Source organism: Bradyrhizobium sp. 2S1 (assembly GCF_011516625.5).
In the GTDB taxonomy this organism is placed as follows: Bacteria; Pseudomonadota; Alphaproteobacteria; order Rhizobiales; family Xanthobacteraceae; genus Bradyrhizobium; species Bradyrhizobium septentrionale.
Genome location: NZ_CP147717.1, coordinates 10,200,914 through 10,220,162, shown reverse-complemented (window position 1 = coordinate 10,220,162; position 19,249 = coordinate 10,200,914). Strand labels below are relative to the sequence as shown.

Here is a 19,249-nt window from a genome sequence, read left to right as displayed (position 1 = left end):
TACTAGGATGCGACATCCGCCACGCGGGAAGCGTCGTCTATTCGCAGGGGCTCGACCTGACTGATCCATCGGTGCCGACGCCGATCGGGATGGGCTGCAAGGTCTGCGAACGTCCGGAATGCGCGCAGCGGGCATTTCCCCCGATTGGCCGCGCACTTCAGATCGATGAAACACGGTCTCGTTTCGCGCCGTACGCGACGTCGTGAACCGCGGTCTTGTTTGGACTTGAGGCGGGGTACGTCGCTGGGCGAAGTGAAGCGGATTACCGGGTCGATCGCAGTCATGAGTTCTCGCTACACGAGGAAGCGATGTCGCTAGTGACAGATTCGATATCAAATGAGCCAAGAGTTTGCTAACCCGTCTTATTCGTCAGAGTGCGCCTGAGAGGCTGGCGAGCGTGGTGTAAAGCGCTGATGCGGCGTAGGATTCGGTTGCAAAGCCAACCCCATCACCTTCAGCCGCGAACACCAGGCCCGCCATGACCGATGATACGATTCTGCCCTTCTCGTTTCCAGCCGCTCACGCCAAGAAAGTCACAGCTGCCTTCGATGGCGGTCGGCTGACCTCGAACGGGGGCGTGATGCTTCTGGCGATGGCCGAGCGGCGTCTCGGCTTGGCCGACAATTTGGCCCGGGTGTTCCCGGATCGGCGCGATCCGACGCGGGTCGTGCACAGCCTTGTCGATATGTTCCGCGCGCGCATGTTCGCGATCTGCTGCGGCTACGAGGACGCCGACGACCTCGATCATCTGCGGTCCGATCCGGCATTCAAGCTGGCCTGCGGACGGCTGCCGGACACGGGTCGCGATCTGTGTTCCCAACCGACGCTGTCGCGGCTGGAGAATGCTCCGCGCCTGCGCGACGTGATCCGACTGACCTACACTTTGGTCGACGCATGGATGGATAGCTACCCGCGCGAGCCGGCATCCGTCACGCTCGACATCGATGATACCTGCGATGTCGTCCACGGCCATCAGCAGCTCTCGCTGTTCAACGCTCATTATGACGAACGCTGCTTCCTGCCGATCCACGTCTACGACACGGAGAAGAGCCGGCCCGTGGCGGTCGTGCTGCGGCCCGGCAAGACGCCGGGCGGCGTCGAGGTGCGTGCCCACCTGCGCCGCCTGATACGGCATATCCGGACGCGGTGGCACAACACGCGAATTACGTTCCGTGGCGACGGGCACTATGCCCGGCCGGAGGCAATGGCGTGGTGCGAGACCAACGGCATCGACTACATCTTCGGTCTGTCCGGCACCAAGCCGCTCGCCAGAAAACTCGACGAGGCCGCCGACGACATCCGCACGCGACGCGCCATCGAGAACCTGCCGGTTCTGCGCGGCTATACCGAGACGCGCCACAAGGCAAAGTCCTGGGATCGCGAACGGCGTACCGTCGCCCGTATTGAGGCGACGATGCTCGGCCTCGACATCCGTTTCGTCGTCACCAGCCTCGATGTCGGCTCGGCCGAGTGGATCTACGACAGCCTGTATTGCGCACGCGGCCAAGCCGAGAATCTGATCAAGCTGCATAAGACACAGCTCGCCTCCGATCGCACCAGCTGCCGTTCGGCGCTCGCCAATCAAGTCCGCCTCGTTCTCCACACCGCCGCTTATTGGCTGATGCTGACCGTGCGCGACGCGATTCCCAAAGCCCGGGAATTGGCCACAGCCGAGTTCGCGACGCTGCGTCTTCGTCTCTTGAAACTCGCTGCCCGTGTCGTCGAGACCACGAGCCGCATTCGCCTTGCGTTTGCCGCGGCATGTCCCGAAGCCGACCTGATCCGCGGCTTGCCAGGCGCGCTGCTGCCGCTCGGTCCTTGACCGGCGGGGCGTCCGCCCCCCGTTCGCCCAACCCATCCCTCAAGCGCGTTGCAAAGTACCGGTCGTCAGGCGGCGAAAAGCCGAAGGCGATCCTGTGCGCCTCGTCAGACAAAATGTGCGGCCGCATCAATCGGGCCCAAAAGCCGCACTCTCACGAATAGGGCGGGCACTAAAGCTCAAAGGATCACACCGGCCCCACGCAGAAGTAGCCCGATGATCGCCCGCCCCGTGTGGCCTCCGATTGGCTGTCTTGCGCATACGCCGTATTTTATCGGGATTACATTAGGCGTGGAAAACTCTAGGTTGGGTTCGCCGGGGCTGACATTTCAGTACGAGTAAGATTGCAACCGGCAAGGGGTCGCAGAGATGCGGCCCCTTTTCTTCAAGCCCGCCCCGCAAGGCTTTGTGGGCGGAGCCAAGACAGCGCGTCGCATCTCTGGGTGCCGCGCAAATTTCGCTGACGCCTCTGACCCCGCGACTGGAAGCAGCGCCAGCGCGACTCAGCGTCGACGAATTGCTGTAAATTCGCTTGCAATAATGACCCCCTGAGGGGCGGTTTTCGCGTCCAATAAAGACCCCCCTTTGACGTTGTGTGTCAGCGTCCTTCCCTTTGGCCTCAGTCAGCCGGGAAGGGCTGATGGGGATGATTGGCGTGGACAAGATCGGCGAGATACGGCGCGCCTATTTCGAGCAGGACCGCTCCATCAAGGAGATAGTGCGCACGCTTTTGGTATCGCGCGCGACGGTGCGCAAGGTCATTCGGGGCCACAAGACCGAGTTCAAATACGCGCGGGGCGTTCAGCCGACGCCTAAGCTTGGCGACTGGGTCGAGGCTCTGACGGAGATCCTTGGAACCGAAGCTAATCTGCCGAAGCGGGAACGCCGCTCGACGCAGCGGCTGTTTGAGGAATTACGTGGGCGCGGATATGACGGCGCGCACGACAGCGTGCATCGCTTCGTCAAGTCCTGGCGCGACGAACGCGCCCGGGTTCCGGCTCATGCCTATGTGCCGATGAGCTTTGCGCCTGGGGAAGCCTACCAGTTTGACTGGAGCCACGAGACGATCACGCTCCAGGGCTTGCCGCTGACGGTCAAGGCGGCGCACATGAAGCTGTCGCACAGCCGCATGCCGTTTGTGCGCGTCTACTTCCGCGAGACTCAGGAGTTGGTGTTCGACGCGCATGACAAGGCGTTCCGGTTCTATGGCGGGGTTTGCCGGCGCGGCATCTACGACAACATGAAGACGGCGGTCGAGGCGATCTTCGTTGGCAAGGCGCGCCGGTATAACCGCCGTTTTTTTTGCAAATGTGCTCGCACCATCTGATCGACCCGGTGGCCTGCACACCCGCCTCGGGATGGGAGAAAGGTCAGGTCGAGAACCAGGTTGGCAACTTGCGTGACCAGATGTTCCGGCCGAAGCCTCGGGTCAAGAGTCTCGCCGAGCTGAATGCGTGGCTGGAAGATCAGTGCATCGCCTACGCCAAACGAACCAGGCATCCGGAGTTCAAGGATCGGCCGATCTGGGACGTGTTCCAGGAAGAACGCGCGAGCCTGATGGAGCTTCGCGGCCCCTTCGACGGGTTCGTCGAGAAGGCCGTTAGGGCCAGCACCACTTGCCTGATCATGGCCGATCACAATCGCTACAGCGTCGATGCGCGCGCCGCCGGCCGGATGGTTCTGGTGCGCTCCCATGCCGAACGGATTGTCGTCTTGCTGGGCGACGAGGTGGTCGCCGACCATCCGCGCCACTTCCGGCGTGACCAGATCATCTACGATCCCTGGCATTATCTGCCGGTACTAACTAGTACGCGCGACACTTCGATGCGCGACCGGCAGAGAGCATGAAGCCCACGGCGAGGATGCTTACTTCTGCGCAAAGGTCCGAGAAGCACATCCGGCCGAATTCGCTGAACTTTGCACAGCGTGGCAACGTCAGTTCGTTTGATGACAGATACGGCTAATCGCCCGCGAATAACGGCTGCACTGCCGTCGTAAGCTGACAATAGAGACGCGCCTGATCATGTCGGCTCAGGGCCCAGGCCGTGTGAAAACTCCGTCTCTGCTATTATTCTCCAATGAATCGGTGGGGACGGGCGATGGCGGGATTCGTGGAGGGGGTTGATCGCGGGCAGAGCACGTTGTTTCCCGCACTGCTCGACGACTACGTGGCCGAGGACAATCCGGTGCGTGCGGTTGATGTGTTCGTCGAGGGGCTCGATCTGGATAAGCTCGGCTTCGTTGGCGTCCAGCCACTCGACATGGGGCGACCCGGCTACCATCCCGGCATGATGCTCAAGCTCTACATCTACGGCTACCTCAATCGCGTGCCGTCGAGCCGACGCCTGGAGCGGGAATGCCAGCGCAATATCGAGATGATCTGGCTGACCGGGCAGTTGGCGCCGGACTTCAAGACTATCGCGGATTTCCGCAAGGACAATGGCAAGGCCATTCGTGAGGTCTGCCGCGAGTTCGTCGCGCTGTGCCGCAAGCTTGATCTGCTTGTTGGAGCGAGCGTCGCCATCGATGGATCGAAGTTCAAGGCTGTCAATGCGCGAGACAAGAACTTCACCGAGGCGAAGATGAAGCGGCGCCTCGAGCGGATCGACGAGAGCATCGCCCGCTATCTCTCGCAGCTCGAGACCGCCGATCGGCATGGCGATACAGTGCCAGAGGCGAAAGTTGCGAGGTTGAAGGGCAAGATCGAGAAGCTCAAGGAGGAGACCGGTCGGCTCAATGCGATCAATGCGGAGATGATGAAGAAAGAGGACAAGCAGATCTCGCTGACCGATCCTGACGCGCGCTCGATGGCGACCAGTGGCAAGGACACCGGGATTGTTGGCTATAACGTGCAGATTGCAGTTGATACGCAACATCATCTCATCGTGGCTCACGAGGTGACCAACGTGGGCACCGATCGCCACCAACTCGCCAAAATGGCCGGGCAGGCACGCGACGAGATGGCTGTCGAAACCCTCGAAGTCGTGGCAGACCGCGGCTATTACGATGGAGAGGAGATCAGGGCCTGCGAGGAAGCCGACATAACGGTGACGTTGCCGAAGCCGATGACTTCGGGCGCCAAAGCTGCTGGCCGCTTCGGCAAACAGGACTTCGTCTATGTCGCCGCCGAAGATGTTTATCGCTGTCCCGCCGGCGAGCAACTAACTTATCACTATACGAACGTAGAGGATGGAAAGACACTGCGTCGCTATTGGACAAGCACCTGCAAAACCTGCGCGCTAAAAGCTCAGTGCACGACAGGGCCCGAGCGCCGCATCTCACGCTGGGAGCACGAGGCCGTTCTGGAGAAAGTTCAGGATCGGCTCGACCACAGCGCCAATGCAATGGGTGTCCGCCGCCGGACAGTGGAGCATCCGTTCGGCACGTTGAAGTGTTGGATGGGAGCAACGCACTTTCTCACGAAAAAGCTGCCAAAGGTGGCCGCCGAGATGGCGCTCAACGTGCTCGCCTACAACATGAAACGCGTGATGATGATCCTGGGCGTAGGCGGATTGCTGGAGGCGATGCGGGCGTGAGGCCGACCTCCGCGCGACCAAGTCCGCGCCTACATGAAGTTCCTGGTTGCCACTGGGCTCGCTTCCACCGAATTAGAAGCTCGGCGGCCGCGAAATGCACCAGTGCGCCGCAAGTTACACGATTTTCACACGGCCTGGGCCACCAGCGGCCACATTGAACAGAATTGTGCAAATCTCATTTTTCAGTCGAACTTATGGGTGTCTGGAGGGATAGATAGGACACGGAGCATATTTGTGAACGTCGGCGCCAATTTTCGCCTAAGGTATCGTCCAGAGAGCCCCCAATGACCTTGTACCATTACACCACCGCCGCTGGCCTGCAGGGCATAATAGCGAGCAAATCGCTTTGGACCTCCAACTACCAGTTTCTGAATGACACTTCGGAGTTCCGGTACGGTTGGAAAATCGTGGTGGATGCGTTCGACCGTCGCGAAGCGGAAATCAAGGACCGCTCATCATTCGCCTGGCAGACGTATGAGCTTTTTATGCGAAATCGCGACAAGGCGTACGTGTTTGTCGGTTCACTGACGTCGCAGGGGGATCTTCTTTCGCAATGGCGCGGCTACAATCGCGGACAAGGCTTTGCGATTGGCTTTAACGAGGACTGGCTCGAACAAAACGCCGTTGTACAAAAATTCGACATAAGTCGTGTACTCTACGACGCTGACGAGCAGCGAGCGGCCGCTGACACAACGGTAGACCTCCTCATCCAGCAGTTGGTTGAACCAACAACTGTTCTTGAAAGAATCAACACATGGCAGGTACAGGCAGTGAAGACCGCTCTCCGCTTGAAGGATCGTCACTTTTCGGAAGAGAAAGAATTCCGCCTTGTCTGGGCTGGTCACAGTTGGCCGGTGCGCCTGAAAACGCGAATTTCATCGACTGGACTTATTCCATACCAAGCGTTTCAGTTTGACTTGGCAACAACGAAAAGTGCACTTCCTCATCCCAATAACTTTGGCGTCGAAGAGATAATCGTAGGTCCTGCACTCGGACAACAGCAGGTCATCGCCGTTGAAGCGTTACTGGCTTCCCAAAGCATGCGACTGGCAATCCGTCGATCCTCGATTCCCTATGTCGCGGATTAGCCCGTCTTATTCGTCAGAGTGCGCCTGAGAGGCTGGCGAGCGTGGTGTAAAGCGCTGATGCGGCGTAGGATTCGGTTGCAAAGCCAACCCCATCACCTTCAGCCGCGAACACCAGGCCCGCCATGACCGATGATACGATTCTGCCCTTCTCGTTTCCAGCCGTTCACGCCAAGAAAGTCACAGCTGCCTTCGATGGCGGTCGGCTGACCTCGAACGGGGGCGTGATGCTTCTGGCGATGGCCGAGCGGCGTCTCGGCTTGGCCGACAATTTGGCCCGGGTGTTCCCGGATCGGCGCGATCCGACGCGGGTCGCGCACAGCCTTGTCGATATGTTCCGCGCGCGCATGTTCGCGATCTGCTGCGGCTACGAGGACGCCGACGACCTCGATCATCTGCGGTCCGATCCGGCATTCAAGCTGGCCTGCGGACGGCTGCCGGACACGGGTCGCGATCTGTGTTCCCAACCGACGCTGTCGCGGCTGGAGAATGCTCCGCGCCTGCGCGACGTGATCCGACTGACCTACACTTTGGTCGACGCATGGATGGATAGCTACCCGCGCGAGCCGGCATCCGTCACGCTCGACATCGATGATACCTGCGATGTCGTCCACGGCCATCAGCAGCTCTCGCTGTTCAACGCTCATTATGACGAACGCTGCTTCCTGCCGATCCACGTCTACGACACGGAGAAGAGCCGGCCCGTGGCGGTCGTGCTGCGGCCCGGCAAGACGCCGGGCGGCGTCGAGGTGCGTGCCCATCTGCGCCGCCTAATACGGCATATCCGGACGCGGTGGCACAACACGCGAATTACGTTCCGTGGCGACGGGCACTATGCTCGGCCGGAGGCCATGACGTGGTGCGAGACCAACGGCATCGACTACATCTTCGGTCTGTCCGGCACCAAGCCGCTCGCCAGAAAAGTCGACGAGGCCGCCGACGACATCCGCACGCGACGCGCCATCGAGAACCTGCCGGTTCTGCGTGGCTATACCGAGACGCGCCACAAGGCCAAGTCCTGGGATCGCGAACGGCGTACCGTCGCCCGTATTGAGGCGACGATGCTCGGCCTCGACATCCGTTTCGTCGTCACCAGCCTCGATGTCGGCTCGGCCGAGTGGATCTACGACAGCCTGTATTGCGCGCGCGGCCAAGCCGAGAATCTGATCAAGCTGCATAAGACACAGCTCGCCTCCGATCGCACCAGCTGCCGTTCGGCGCTCGCCAATCAAGTCCGCCTCGTTCTCCACACCGCCGCTTATTGGCTGATGCTGACCGTGCGCGACGCGATTCCCAAAGCCCGGGAATTGGCCACAGCCGAGTTCGCGACGCTGCGTCTTCGTCTCTTGAAACTCGCTGCCCGTGTCGTCGAGACCACGAGCCGCATTCGCCTTGCGTTTGCCGCGGCATGTCCCGAAGCCGACCTGATCCGCGGCTTGCCAGGCGCGCTGCTGCCGCTCGGTCCTTGACCGGCGGGGCGTCCGCCCCCCGTTCGCCCAACCCATCCCTCAAGCGCGTTGCAAAGTACGGGTCGTCAGGCGGTGAAAAGCCGAAGGCAATCCCGCGCGCCTCGTCAGAGCAGATGTGCGGCCACATCAATCGGACTAAAAAAAGCACTCTCACGAATAGGACGGGCTAGCTAGATCAAGTGTTTCGGACCTTTCGTGGCTACTTTCGAAGAAGAAATTACAGCCCCGGAGACAAAGATGGCCATTAGAGACGTTTTGCTCACGCTCACCAGCTATCCGGATCCGACACCAGTTTCAGTGATTGATAGCGCCGTGTCGCTGGCCTCAGCTCTCGGCGCCCACATCGCGGCGATCTCATATGAAGCTCACGTGCAGATACCGGGCAGCTTCCTGGGCGGCGCTGGCAATATCGGGTCGATCGTGGCCAGCGAGGCGCACAGAAGCAGAAAGAACGCGCAGGACCTGCTGGCCGCGTTTGAGGCGGCCGCTCAGAAATCCGACGTGCTGCATGAGATTATTCTCGAGCGTTGTCTGACGTCTGAAGTACCGGACCTGCTGGTGGAATATGCGCGGTTGCGCGACCTCACCATCGTGCCGGTGCCAGAATCCTACGATCAATGGTATGCCGAAGCCATCATCTTCGGCTCCGGGCGACCAACCCTGGTGGTCCCGGAAGCCCCGTCGTCCAAGGCGGTCGCCCTGAATAGGGTGCTCGTCGCGTGGGACTTCAGCCGCGCTGCTGCTCGCGCGGTCTCCGATGCCATCCCGATCCTGGAGAAGGCGCGTGAGGTGTGCATTCTTACGGTGACCAACGAGAAAGCGATTTCAAGCCGCCGCTCATCATCCGAGCTCGCCAAGAACCTGTCGAGGCATGGAATCGATGTGATCGTCGAGGAGGTGAATGCCGCCAAACGGACCATCGGCGACGTCCTCGCAGCACAGATCGAGTCCAGCAGAGCGGATCTCCTCGTCATGGGCGCCTATGGCCACTCGCGTTTCCGTGAGTTCATATTGGGAGGCGCAACCCGAAGCATCCTGACGAAACCACCGATTCCCGTGCTGTTTTCCCACTGAACGGCAGGAGACTGACAACCGGCTAGGCCGGATGCGCCGCGTCAAAGGTTGTCCTTAAGCCCATGGGCGTCAATTCATCGAAAGTGGCTCCTATGAAAGCTCCGGTGTTCCATGCAGGGGCCTTTCCAAAACCTATTGTATGAGAGACATCGACGTGCAGGTGCGCGAGCGACGTCTAGATGCGGGGACGAACGACTTGAACAAGGATCCTCGCACGAATGCGATCCCGTCGCTTATCTTGATGGCGATCGTCGTGACTTGCGTCTCGACGCCTGTCGCGGGCTCGCACTCTGGTTCATTTTCATCGACCACATTCCCGGCAACGGGTTCGACTGGTTGACCATTCGCAACTACGGATTGTCCGACACTTCAGAGAGATTTTTGTCTTCATCTCTGGCTATACTTGCATGCTTGCCTACGGCGGCGCATTGCGTTGGCAGGGATGGCCAACCGTCATCGTCCGCAGCCTGCGGCGAAGCTTGGAAATCTGGGCTGCATTTCTGCTGCTGGTGATCGCCTATCTCGCCCTGGTCTGGGTCGCGGGAAGTAGCGTCTATCGCGACGAGACCAACACCAGCGTCTTTTTTGACAATCCGGGAATTGCCCTCATCCATCTCTTGGCGCTGCAATACACGCCTGTGAATACAGACATCTTGCCGCTGTTCGTCATGCTGCATTTCGGGTTTCCGCTCGTGCTATGGCTTATGATTCGCAATGCAGCGATCGCGCTCACCGCGTCCTTTCTGCTCTACATGATGGTGCAGCTCTATAGCTGGAATTTGCCGGCGTGGCCGGCCCGTGAAGCATACTTCAATCCGTTGGCTTGGCAGATATTGTTTGTGATCGGCGCTTACTCCGCAGCTCCGGGGGCCGCCCTGCTCGCAGCTATCTCGCGGTCGCCAGTCACGGTTCCGCTTGCCACGAGTCTCGTCTTATTCAGCCTTGTCGTCACCCTTGATCGTCATGCGATCGTGGTGAGCTTGAAGGGCCGCACGCAGAACCGACAATTGCTTATGCGCCTTCAATCGTCGAAAGCCCTTGTTGGCCTCGATCATGCCGGCCGCGACCCATCGCAAGGCCATACCGGCATTCCGGCAGCGTTTGACGTTGCGCGTGACGCGGCGAATGGTGCCCATCATGTTCTCGGCGATGTTGGTACAGGCGAGCGATCGACGAAGCTCCTTCGGCAGCTTCAACCGGACGACAGTCAGGATTTCGTCGAGGCCTTCGAGGATGCTCGCCGCTACGCGGGCCACTCGCCGATCTTCCGGACTGCGTGCGGAAAAGTCGGCTGGGTCAATACTCGGCTCGACCGGGGCGAGGTCATTAATTTCACCAAGGAGATTGGCTGAACCTTGCGTTCGCTCTTGGGTTGTGGTCTGATGCGGACTCTTGGAGCTTTTTTCATGACGTCTGGGAAAGATGAAGAGTTCTACAAGCGCGTCGGGGGTGACCGAATTGGCTCCAGGCAGATCGACGAGTTGATCGGCATTGCGCGCGGCCTCGTGGCAGACGACCAGATCAACGTCGCGGAAGTGGAATTTCTGCAGAAGTGGCTTGCTGCCAACCTCCACATTAGCGATCAGCCGGTTGTGCGGGTGCTCTACAAGCGCATCACTGAAATGCTCGGTGACGGAGTAGTCGATGACAACGAGAAGGCGGAGTTGCTCGACACTTTAAATCAATTTTCAGATCGCGACATCGGCGGCCTAGGAGAGATCCTCAAATCGACCTCGCTACCTTTGAACGATCCTGTGCCGGCGCTGACGTTCCCCGGCCGGCGATATTGCTTCACAGGGACCTTCAATTTTGGTCGCCGGAAAGAATGTGAGCACGCGGTCGAAAGCCTGGGTGCGGAGGTCGGCATCCTGACGCAAAAGACAAACGTTCTTGTAGTCGGCATCTATGCGACCGACTCCTGGAAGCACTCATCCTTCGGGAACAAGATAATGAAGGCTTGCGAATGGCGCGACAGCGGATTGCCGATTAGCATCGTCTCAGAGGCTCACTGGAAGGGTTACCTTCCGCGGACATGATCGCGCCACTTTTTGTAGTTGCGAAGGAGACGCTTATGTGGATGCATCGTCATCCGAGAGCGCTCTGCAAGACCACATGGCGCTGCTTGCGCGCGTGGTCGCCAGATTTGTGTCGAGCGGCTTGATAACACGCAATATCGATACTCGGCTTGTCGAGGTCGATCGCAAGCAGCCAGGAATAGTTCTTGTCTGAACTTCATCGCGAAAGCCGCCCCATGATTTTGTACCACTACACCTCCGCCGCGGGTCTCTACGGCATCGTTGCCAGCAAATCCCTGTGGACGTCGCACTACCGTTTTCTCAACGACACGTCCGAGTTTCGGCACGGCTGGGATATTGTGCTCGCGGCCATCGAGCGCCGCGGCACGAAGATCAAGCAGATATCGTCGCTCGCCTGGGAAAGGATAACGCGGTTTCGGGAACACAGCGAAAGCGTCCATGCGTTCGTCGGGTCCCTCACCTCGAACGGCGATCTGCTGTCGCAATGGCGCGGCTACAATCGCGGACAGGGTTTCTCGATCGGCTTCGACGCCGACTGGCTGCGGCAGAACGCCGAGGAGCAACGCTTCGACATCACGCCCGTGATCTACGACACCGAACAGCAGCACGCGGCCGCCGACGAGGCTGTCGCCCAGCTCGTCGCACGTCTGTTGGAAGGCACCGACGAGCCGGAAGGCGCCCGCGCCCAGGTTAAGAGATGGTGGCCGCATGCGCTGAAAACAGCGCTCGCGCTCAAGAACGAGCATTTCCGTGAAGAGTGCGAATCCCGTTTGGTCTGGGCCGATGTATCCTGGCCGCCCGGGCTGAAAACGCGCGTCGCGCCTGCCGGGCTTGTTCCCTACCGGTCATGTCAGTTCGGTCAGTTCAATAAAATCATCATCCCCAATTCGACCTCGCATCCCAACAACTGTGGCATCGAGGAAATCATCCTCGGTCCGGCCCTCGCGCCGCAGCAGGTCTGGGCGGTGGAGGCACTCCTGGCCACCCATCAGATGCGCCTTGCAATCAAACAATCGGCGATACCGTATGTCGCGGACTGAAGGCCGTTGCGCCTGATATGCTTGCCTGTCGAGTGACCGGCTATCTTTAAGAGCTCGGCACCATGGCAAAACACCGGATCTACACAACGAGCTTCGCCAGCGTTTACCCGCTCTACGTTGCCAAGGCCGAGAAAAAGGGGCGGACAAAGGCCGAGGTCGATCAGATCATCGCGTGGCTGACGGGCTATGGTCAAAAGGACTTTGAGGCTCAGCTCGAACGGAAAACCGATTTCGAGACGTTCTTTGCAGAGGCGCCTCGGCTCAATCCGTCGCGCGCGCAGATCAAGGGCGTGATTTGCGGCGTGCGCGTCGAAGACATCAAAGAGCCGACGATGCAAGAGAGCCGCTACCTGGACAAGTTGATCGACGAACTGGCGCGTGGAAAGGCCATGGAGAAAATTCTCAGACAATGACGTTGTCTTGGGGCCAAGCATTGTCGTCACTGGCCTGAACTCGTTTCCTTGCCCAATCAATTATTTTGCCCCAATCATTCGTTGGATAGCTCGATGTTATCCTCCACACGCGCTGTAGCACAATCGTCCTATGCGGCTGTGGAGCGCGCTCGGATGTGGCTCGGCGCGTGCTAGGATTGCTGCTCCTTCCACCGACGATGCTTCTCACGAAGCGCGGCCTCAGTTGCGGCAAGCTGGCGATCGTAACCCAGTCCGCCGAGGCGTTTGGCGGCCACTTGTGCAGAAAGGATAAGGATCCGCCACGCCGCGTACTCGTGAAATGGGTTGATCTCAGCCTCAACATTGAACAGACTTGTAGCAGCGGACCGCGAAAACCCTTGCAGGCCGGGATTTGTCAACAAATTTTGCGGCGCTGATACAACCAAGCTGAGAAAGCCCACGACAAAAAAAACAGATGTGACGCAAACGACGGAACCTAAGTCATGAAGTGCGCAGTCATCACGGCCGTTTTAGCTTCCACACTCGTCGCCACACCGGCGCGCGCCAGCGCTGATACCGAGTTCGCCTCCAAGTTGGCTTTTGCAGTCGTTATCAAGACGCTCTGCAGCGGCTACGAGCTGGCAGAGGGGTCCGGCGCCAACCACCCCAAGGTGGTGAGAGCGGTGCGAGAAGCCATCAAAGAACAGTTCGGCGCCTCGTATCGCGCGGGTGACCTTATCCCAGAGATTTCTAAGGTGACTAAGGTCGCCGCGGAACTGACGATAATGAAGGTGGCCCAGGACAAGGACGGCACCTGTAAGGACCTCGGCGCCGAACTGGTTCGCGCTGGCCTTCTGGAGAGGAAGTGACTTCGACATGGCAAAGCCGAGGCTAAAGCCTCGCCAGCCCACCACCCTTGAGACCCCGGCTGCCACCTCGGCGCCGGAGCGCAACGTTACTGGCGCCGAACTCGCGGCGTACTTGGACCTTACGCCGGCACGTATCAGCCAGCTAACCTCGGAAGGCGAGGTAGCTAAAGGTGCGATCCTTAGTCGTCGGTTAAGAAGCCGATTTGAGTGGTGTGCGGTTGCTGGTGACTGAGAAGAAGGCAGCCAGGAAGAGGTACCAAAGAGCCCTTAGCCAGGCGAGGATGCGGCGGAAGTTGTAACCGACGGCGGAGAGGATGACGTTGGCGGCATCGCCGGCGCGGCCTTTGAGGTAGCAGCGGCCGAGGTGTCCGTCAGCCTTCAAATGGCCGATCACGGGCTCGATAGCGGAGCGGCGCCGCAGCTGGCGCTTGATAGTGCCGAAGACGCCGCGCTTCTGGCCGGAGATGAAGACGCGGCGCGGGTTCTGTGCGTCATGGCCGCGGTATCCCTTGTCGACAAAGGCGCGCTCGATCGCGCAGCCGGTGAGTGTCTCGGTTCGGTCGATGACGTCCCGCAGGGTGTGACCGTCGTAAGGGTTATCGGGCAGCGCCTTGGCGTGCAGCACGAACTGGCCGCCGGGAGCAGGCCGGTTGTTGGTGACGATGGAAGCCTTCACGCCGAACTCGTAAGGCGCGCCGGCCTTGCCCTTGCCGATGCACTCCACCTCGGGGGCATCGAAGGAATACAGCTTCCAGCCGCGCTGGCGCTGCTGCTGCGAGCGGATCTGCGTGGCCCGGCTCAACGGGAGTGCGAACGCCTCTTCGAGCGCATCCTGGCCTTCGATCTTGCGGCGGATGTCGCGGATGATCCGGCCCAGGCGGCTGCGCAGGATGCGCAACTGCCGCTGGTGCCGCTTGAACTGTTTGGCATGGGCGTAGCGTCCCGCCATCATCGCGGTGGCCTTGGCGATCCGAGAATAGGATTGCCTGTCAATCGGCCTGCAAATTTGACCCCTCATCGGCGTCCAATTTTGACCCCTTCGTGCGGCGGGCTTTGCTGGTAGCGCTCGTCTCGTCGGAGCTGGCCGGGATAGCGGAGGCGAGACGAGCGCGGGTGGCGTGATCGTCGTCTCGGCTCTTGAACCGCCAGCTATCGTTGCCGGTCTCGACAATGTCGCAGTGATGGGTCAATCGGTCGAGCAGCGCTGTGGTCATTTTGGCGTCGCCGAACACGCTCGGCCATTCGCCGAAGGCGAGATTGGTCGTCACGATGACGGAGGCGCGCTCATAGAGCCGGCTGACGAGGTGGAAGAGGAGCTGGCCACCGGACTGGGCGAAGGGCAAATAGCCGAGTTCATCCAGCACGATGAAGTCCATCCGGGTCAGATGCTCGGCGAGCCGTCCTTGCCGTCCGTTGCGGGTCTCGGTCTCGAGGCGATTGACGAGGTCGACTACGTTGAAGAAGCGGCCGCGGGCACCGGATCGGATGCAGCTTCTGGCGATGGCAATGGCCAGGTGGGTCTTGCCTGTGCCGGTGCCGCCAACCAGCACGACATTGCGTTGCTGGGCGATGAAGCCGCCGCTGGCGAGATCATTGACGAGAGTCTGATTGATCGGCGTGCCGTCGAACTGGAAGTCGGCGATGTCCTTGGCAAGCGGCAGCTTGGCAATGGTCAGCTGGTATTTGATCGAGCGGGCCTGCTTCTCGTTGATCTCGGCGTTAAGCAGGTCGCCGACAATGCGCTGAGGTTCGTGCTGGCGCTTGACGGCAGTTGCCATGATCTCGTCGAAGGCAGCCTTCATGCCGTAGAGCTTGAGCTCGCCCATGAGGTCGAAGATTTGGGTTCGTTCCATCAGATGGTCCTCCGGAGGTTGTCGTAGCGGGCACAATCGGCGATCGGTGCATGACGGAGCGTCAGTGCGGCCGGCGTCATGATGTTGGCCGGTGGGGCGGGTTCACGTTGACGGGCCAGGATGTTGAGCACGACATCGGCGGAATGGACGCCATGACCGAGCGCTTCGGCACAGGCCGCTTCCACCGCGGACAGACCGTCAGTCAGCACCGCGGTGAGGATGTCGACCATCTGCCGATTGCCATCGTCGGTGCTGGCAAGCTTGCGCCGGATCCGCTCGATCGCGGCCGGCAGCACCCAGTCTTTGAAGGGAGCGCCGTTGCGCAAGGCACCGGGTTTGCGAGCCAGCACCGGCACATAGTGCCAGGGATCATAGGTCGTCTCGCCGCGGCCAAAGGATCGCGGGTGCTCGGCAACGATGCGTCCATCCTGACGGATCACGATGCGGTCGGCATAAGCCTGGACTTCGACCGGCCGTCCGACTGCGCTGGCTGCGACCGAGTACTTGTTGTTGTCGAAGCGCACCAGGCAGGTCTTCGAGACCGATGCCGTCACCGCATGGAAGCCGTCGAAGCGGCCGGCATAGGGAACGAGCTTGGGACGCTCGGCTTCGAACACTTCCCAGATCGTCTGATCGACCAGCTCCGGGTGGCGATGAGCCTTGGCGTAGGCGATGCATTTGTCGAGCAGCCAGGCGTTTAACTCGTCGAGGTTTTTGAACCGCAGCCGCGGCGTGAAGAAGCGCTCCCGGACCAGCCCGACCTGGTTCTCGACCTGCCCCTTCTCCCAGCCCGACGCCGGCGTGCAGGCGACCGGATCGACCAGATAGTGGCTGCACATCTGCAGGAAGCGGCGATTGTAGAGACGCCCTTTACCGACGAAGATCGTCTCTACGGCGGTCTTCATGTTGTCGTAGATGCCGCGGGTGCAGGTGCCTTTGAACAGAGCGAACGCCCGGTCGTGGGCGTCGAACACCATCTCCTGCGTCTCCCGCGGATAGGCCCGCACGAACAGCATGCGGCTGTGACAGAGCCGGACATGGGCGGCCTTCACCATCACCGTGGTCCCGCTCAGCAAGACCACCTCGTGGCTCCAGTCGAACTGGTAGGCTTCGCCTGGGGCAAAGCTCAGCGGGACATAAGCCGCCGCGGTCGATTGCCCGCGTTCTTTGCTCCACCGCCTGGCGTAACGCCGCACGGCATCGTAACCGCCGTCGTAGCCGCGGCCGCGCAGCTCTTCGAAGATCCGGATCAACGTCAGCTGTTCACGAGCCGATTTGGCCGCGTTCGCCGCCAGCAATCCGTCAAGCTCTACTGCCCATCGTCCCAGCTTTGGCCGCGGCTGCACCTGCCGCTCGTACTCGAAGGAGGTCTCTCCCGACCTCAGCACCTTCCGGACCGTGTTCCGCGACACCTTCAGGTCACGGGCGATCTCCTTGATCGTCTTGCCCTTGATGAAGTGCTCGCGCCGGATCCGGGCAATTGTCTCCACGATCAGCATCCCCCACCACCTGCTTCGTTCCAAAGCAGGCAGCGCAACAGATCAATCTGTAGGGGGTCAATTTTGGACGCCGATCCCCCGGCTTAGGGGGTCAATATTGCAGGCCGAATGACACACAGCGAGAGGCGTTCGACAAACTGAAGGCTGAATTGGAGGGCACATCCGCAGCCTACGCAGCGCAGATGCAACTTCAAGCTCCGGTGAAATATTGGGAGGAAAGATCCGAAAAGTACCAAAAAAAATATCGCAACGCCGGCTGGATTCTTGGCGGCTATTCGCTCGCCTCGGCCGGCGCTCTCTTTTGTTTGTACTCGGTGGCCGCGTCCCATTTACCTGTAGAGGGCGGCGCAATTCCGTATGCTGCGCTGTTCAAATCAACCGCCTTTGCGCTTTTGATGACGACGGCTGTCTTCTGGGCTGGCCGCATTCTACTGCGCATCTACTTGGGGTCGTACCATCTCGCGTCCGACGCAGACGAGCGACGCACAATGATCATGACTTTTTTAGCCATGTTGAAAGGCCAGTCCGTCGAGGAAAAAGATCGCGCGGTAGTTCTGGGTGCACTTTTCAGGCCCGGCTCCGACGGGATAGTGAAGGACGACGCGGCACCGGAGTTTGGCGCCTTGATCCAAAACCTTCTCCGGAGGCCGTAGCCTCACTTCTTGGTCTTTAGTCCCAGCTCCACCAGCCTCCGGATGGCCTCGGGCCGGCCGGGCAGGTCGTCCTGCTTCCGGCGCCGGTCGTCCAATTCCCTAGCCATTTCAGGCTGTATTCGCCGCATCAGCGCTTTACACCACGCTCGCCAGCCCCTCAGACGCACTCTTGCGAATAAGACGGGCTAACGACGCGTTAATTTCTTTCGCGTGTGAGCCTTTTTGACCACCGCTGGAAGTCCTAACCCCTTCGCTCGCCGATCGACACAACGTTAGTTGCGGCCCTGCGCTCGCAATAGGCTGCCCACGCTTCCATCAGTTTGCGTCGCTTTTCCAGAGCGTCGCTTCGCCGATACGCTTGCTCAGCCTTGTCACCGATTACATGCGCTAGCCCGTCTTATTCGTCAGAGTGCGCCTGAGAGGCTGGCGAGCGTGGTGTAAAGCGCTGATGCGGCGTAGGATTCGGTTGCAAAGCCAACCCCATCACCTTCAGCCGCGAACACCAGGCCCGCCATGACCGATGATACGATTCTGCCCTTCTCGTTTCCAGCCGTTCACGCCAAGAAAGTCACAGCTGCCTTCGATGGCGGTCGGCTGACCTCGAACGGGGGCGTGATGCTTCTGGCGATGGCCGAGCGGCGTCTCGGCTTGGCCGACAATTTGGCCCGGGTGTTCCCGGATCGGCGCGATCCGACGCGGGTCGTGCACAGCCTTGTCGATATGTTCCGCGCGCGCATGTTCGCGATCTGCTGCGGCTACGAGGACGCCGACGACCTCGATCATCTGCGGTCCGATCCCGCATTCAAGCTGGCCTGCGGACGGCTGCCGGACACGGGTCGCGATCTGTGTTCCCAACCGACGCTGTCGCGGCTGGAGAATGCTCCGCGCCTGCGCGACGTGATCCGACTGACCTACACTTTGGTCGACGCATGGATGGATAGCTACCCGCGCGAGCCGGCATCCGTCACGCTCGACATCGATGATACCTGCGATGTCGTCCACGGCCATCAGCAGCTCTCGCTGTTCAACGCTCATTATGACGAACGCTGCTTCCTGCCGATCCACGTCTACGACACGGAGAAGAGCCGGCCCGTGGCGGTCGTGCTGCGGCCCGGCAAGACGCCGGGCGGCGTCGAGGTGCGTGCCCATCTGCGCCGCCTGATACGGCATATCCGGACGCGGTGGCACAACACGCGAATTACGTTCCGTGGCGACGGGCACTATGCTCGGCCGGAGGCCATGACGTGGTGCGAGACCAACGGCATCGACTACATCTTCGGTCTGTCCGGCACCAAGCCGCTCGCCAGAAAAGTCGACGAGGCCGCCGACGACATCCGCACGCGACGCGCCATCGAGAACCTGCCGGTTCTGCGTGGCTATACCGAGACGCGCCACAAGGCCAAGTCCTGGGATCGCGAACGGCGTACCGTCGCCCGTATTGAGGCGACGATGCTCGGCCTCGACATCCGTTTCGTCGTCACCAGCCTCGATGTCGGCTCGGCCGAGTGGATCTACGACAGCCTGTATTGCGCGCGCGGCCAAGCCGAGAATCTGATCAAGCTGCATAAGACACAGCTCGCCTCCGATCGCACCAGCTGCCGTTCGGCGCTCGCCAATCAAGTCCGCCTCGTTCTCCACACCGCCGCTTATTGGCTGATGCTGACCGTGCGCGACGCGATTCCCAAAGCCCGGGAATTGGCCACAGCCGAGTTCGCGACGCTGCGTCTTCGTCTCTTGAAACTCGCTGCCCGTGTCGTCGAGACCACGAGCCGCATTCGCCTTGCGTTTGCCGCGGCATGTCCCGAAGCCGACCTGATCCGCGGCTTGCCAGGCGCGCTGCTGCCGCTCGGTCCTTGACCGGCGGGGCGTCCGCCCCCCGTTCGCCCAACCCATCCCTCAAGCGCGTTGCAAAGTACGGGTCGTC

12 protein-coding genes and 7 pseudogenes are annotated in these 19,249 nt (G+C 60.6%); 15 read left to right on the top strand and 4 right to left on the bottom strand.

Annotated features, from left to right (window positions below; genetic code table 11):
- Window positions 1-2: 2 nt before the first annotated feature.
- The 9 genes and pseudogenes from HAP54_RS48555 to opgC (HAP54_RS48515) all read left to right on the top strand — a co-directional run.
- Window positions 3-206 (top strand): annotated as a pseudogene (locus HAP54_RS48555) (short-chain fatty acyl-CoA regulator family protein); the annotation flags it as partial.
- A gap of 272 nt (window positions 207-478) precedes the next feature.
- Window positions 479-1,822 (top strand): IS1380-like element ISBdi2 family transposase, encoded by a 1,344-nt coding sequence (locus tag HAP54_RS48550; protein ID WP_166298279.1) that lies wholly within the window; start codon window positions 479-481, stop codon window positions 1,820-1,822.
- A gap of 643 nt (window positions 1,823-2,465) precedes the next feature.
- Window positions 2,466-3,598 (top strand): annotated as a pseudogene (gene istA / locus HAP54_RS48545) (IS21 family transposase); the annotation flags it as partial.
- A gap of 320 nt (window positions 3,599-3,918) precedes the next feature.
- The gene (locus HAP54_RS48540) at window positions 3,919-5,355 is read left to right on the top strand and encodes an IS1182 family transposase (protein ID WP_166294431.1); all 1,437 of its coding nucleotides are present in this window, start codon (window positions 3,919-3,921) and stop codon (window positions 5,353-5,355) included.
- A gap of 284 nt (window positions 5,356-5,639) precedes the next feature.
- Window positions 5,640-6,443 (top strand): DUF2971 domain-containing protein, encoded by an 804-nt coding sequence (locus tag HAP54_RS48535; RefSeq protein ID WP_166298278.1) that lies wholly within the window; start codon window positions 5,640-5,642, stop codon window positions 6,441-6,443.
- Between the two features lie 122 nt (window positions 6,444-6,565).
- Window positions 6,566-7,909, top strand: a complete 1,344-nt coding sequence (locus tag HAP54_RS48530) for an IS1380-like element ISBdi2 family transposase (RefSeq protein WP_166298277.1) — start codon at window positions 6,566-6,568, stop codon at window positions 7,907-7,909.
- Between the two features lie 237 nt (window positions 7,910-8,146).
- Complete coding sequence (locus tag HAP54_RS48525) at window positions 8,147-8,983, top strand: universal stress protein (protein ID WP_166298276.1); 837 nt, start codon at window positions 8,147-8,149, stop codon at window positions 8,981-8,983.
- A 111-nt stretch (window positions 8,984-9,094) separates the two neighbouring features.
- Window positions 9,095-9,496 carry an OpgC domain-containing protein gene (gene opgC, locus HAP54_RS48520; RefSeq protein ID WP_312022763.1) on the top strand — a complete coding sequence of 134 codons (402 nt, stop codon included), beginning with the start codon at window positions 9,095-9,097 and terminating at the stop codon, window positions 9,494-9,496.
- A pseudogene (gene opgC, locus HAP54_RS48515) lies at window positions 9,391-9,888 on the top strand (OpgC domain-containing protein); the annotation flags it as partial. The gene opgC (HAP54_RS48520) and the pseudogene opgC (HAP54_RS48515), both read left to right, overlap by 106 nt.
- A gap of 27 nt (window positions 9,889-9,915) precedes the next feature.
- On the opposite strand, the pseudogene HAP54_RS48510 reads toward opgC (HAP54_RS48515), so the two are convergent.
- Window positions 9,916-10,233: pseudogene (locus HAP54_RS48510) on the bottom strand (IS256 family transposase); the annotation flags it as partial.
- A 156-nt stretch (window positions 10,234-10,389) separates the two neighbouring features.
- On the opposite strand from HAP54_RS48510, the gene HAP54_RS48505 reads away from it, so the two are divergent.
- The 4 genes from HAP54_RS48505 (at window position 10,390) to HAP54_RS48490 (ending at window position 13,320) form a co-directional block, all read left to right on the top strand.
- On the top strand, window positions 10,390-11,019 hold the full coding sequence (locus HAP54_RS48505; RefSeq protein ID WP_166298275.1) for a BRCT domain-containing protein: 630 nt from the start codon (window positions 10,390-10,392) through the stop codon (window positions 11,017-11,019).
- A 185-nt stretch (window positions 11,020-11,204) separates the two neighbouring features.
- On the top strand, window positions 11,205-12,059 hold the full coding sequence (locus HAP54_RS48500; protein ID WP_176422093.1) for a DUF2971 domain-containing protein: 855 nt from the start codon (window positions 11,205-11,207) through the stop codon (window positions 12,057-12,059).
- 62 nt (window positions 12,060-12,121) lie between these two features.
- On the top strand, window positions 12,122-12,472 hold the full coding sequence (locus HAP54_RS48495) for a DUF2200 domain-containing protein (protein WP_166298273.1): 351 nt from the start codon (window positions 12,122-12,124) through the stop codon (window positions 12,470-12,472).
- A 482-nt stretch (window positions 12,473-12,954) separates the two neighbouring features.
- Window positions 12,955-13,320: a hypothetical protein gene (locus tag HAP54_RS48490; protein WP_166298272.1), complete on the top strand. Its 366-nt coding sequence runs from the start codon at window positions 12,955-12,957 to the stop codon at window positions 13,318-13,320.
- 190 nt (window positions 13,321-13,510) lie between these two features.
- Here the strand turns inward: HAP54_RS48490 and HAP54_RS48485 are convergent.
- The 3 genes and pseudogenes from HAP54_RS48485 to istA (HAP54_RS48475) form a co-directional block, all read right to left on the bottom strand.
- Window positions 13,511-14,308: pseudogene (locus tag HAP54_RS48485) on the bottom strand (transposase); the annotation flags it as partial.
- A gap of 1 nt (window position 14,309) precedes the next feature.
- Window positions 14,310-15,173 carry an IS21-like element helper ATPase IstB gene (gene istB, locus HAP54_RS48480; RefSeq protein WP_166294386.1) on the bottom strand — a complete coding sequence of 288 codons (864 nt, stop codon included), beginning with the start codon at window positions 15,171-15,173 and terminating at the stop codon, window positions 14,310-14,312.
- Window positions 15,174-15,181: 8 nt separating this feature from the next.
- Window positions 15,182-16,672: pseudogene (gene istA / locus HAP54_RS48475) on the bottom strand (IS21 family transposase); the annotation flags it as partial.
- Between the two features lie 122 nt (window positions 16,673-16,794).
- Between istA (HAP54_RS48475) and HAP54_RS48470 the strand changes: the two are divergent.
- Both HAP54_RS48470 and HAP54_RS48460 read left to right on the top strand, forming a co-directional pair.
- Window positions 16,795-17,325 (top strand): annotated as a pseudogene (locus HAP54_RS48470) (DUF6161 domain-containing protein); the annotation flags it as partial.
- 513 nt (window positions 17,326-17,838) lie between these two features.
- Complete coding sequence (locus HAP54_RS48460; protein ID WP_166296351.1) at window positions 17,839-19,182, top strand: IS1380-like element ISBdi2 family transposase; 1,344 nt, start codon at window positions 17,839-17,841, stop codon at window positions 19,180-19,182.
- The last annotated feature ends 67 nt before the right edge of the window (window positions 19,183-19,249 follow it).